Source organism: Campylobacter sp. TTU-622 (assembly GCF_016598965.1).
Taxonomy (GTDB): domain Bacteria; phylum Campylobacterota; class Campylobacteria; order Campylobacterales; family Campylobacteraceae; genus Campylobacter_D.
Genome location: NZ_JAENKR010000216.1, coordinates 1 through 498 on the forward strand (window position 1 = coordinate 1; position 498 = coordinate 498).

The window sequence follows — 498 nt, forward strand, 5'->3', positions numbered from 1 at the left end:
TAACATTAAAAATCAAGATTATATTTTAAATCGTATAAAAGAAGAGCTTTTAAAACAAAAAAGTTTTATATTGTTGCTTGGTAAAAGTGGTAGTGGAAAAAGTGTTTTACTCCAAAAATTAGCTAAAAATTTTAAAAATTTAAAATTTAATGGAATTTTTAAAAATAAAGAAGAATTTGAAGAGTTTTTAAAACCTTATATCAATAAAAAAGAAAATATTGTTGTTTTTCTTGATGAAATAAGTATATATGATAATGATTTTTTAGAGCTTATAAGAATTTATAGTGATTTAAATATAAGTTTTGTTTTAAGCTCATACAAAAAGCCTTTAATTTTTAAAAAAGAGCATTTTAAAAGCCGTATTCATTTTGAGTTTTATCTTAAAGAATTAAACTTAGATGAACTTAGAGCTTATATCAGTGATAAATTTAATATTAGCTTGTGCAAAAGCGATCTTAAACTGATAAAAAAATATTATAGTGCTAATTTAAGAAATAT

General features: G+C 20.1%; 1 protein-coding gene. It reads left to right on the top strand.

What is annotated here, in order from left to right:
- Positions 1–498: ATP-binding protein (locus JG677_RS08550; RefSeq protein WP_200286222.1), on the top strand; the 498-nt coding region annotated here is incomplete at both ends.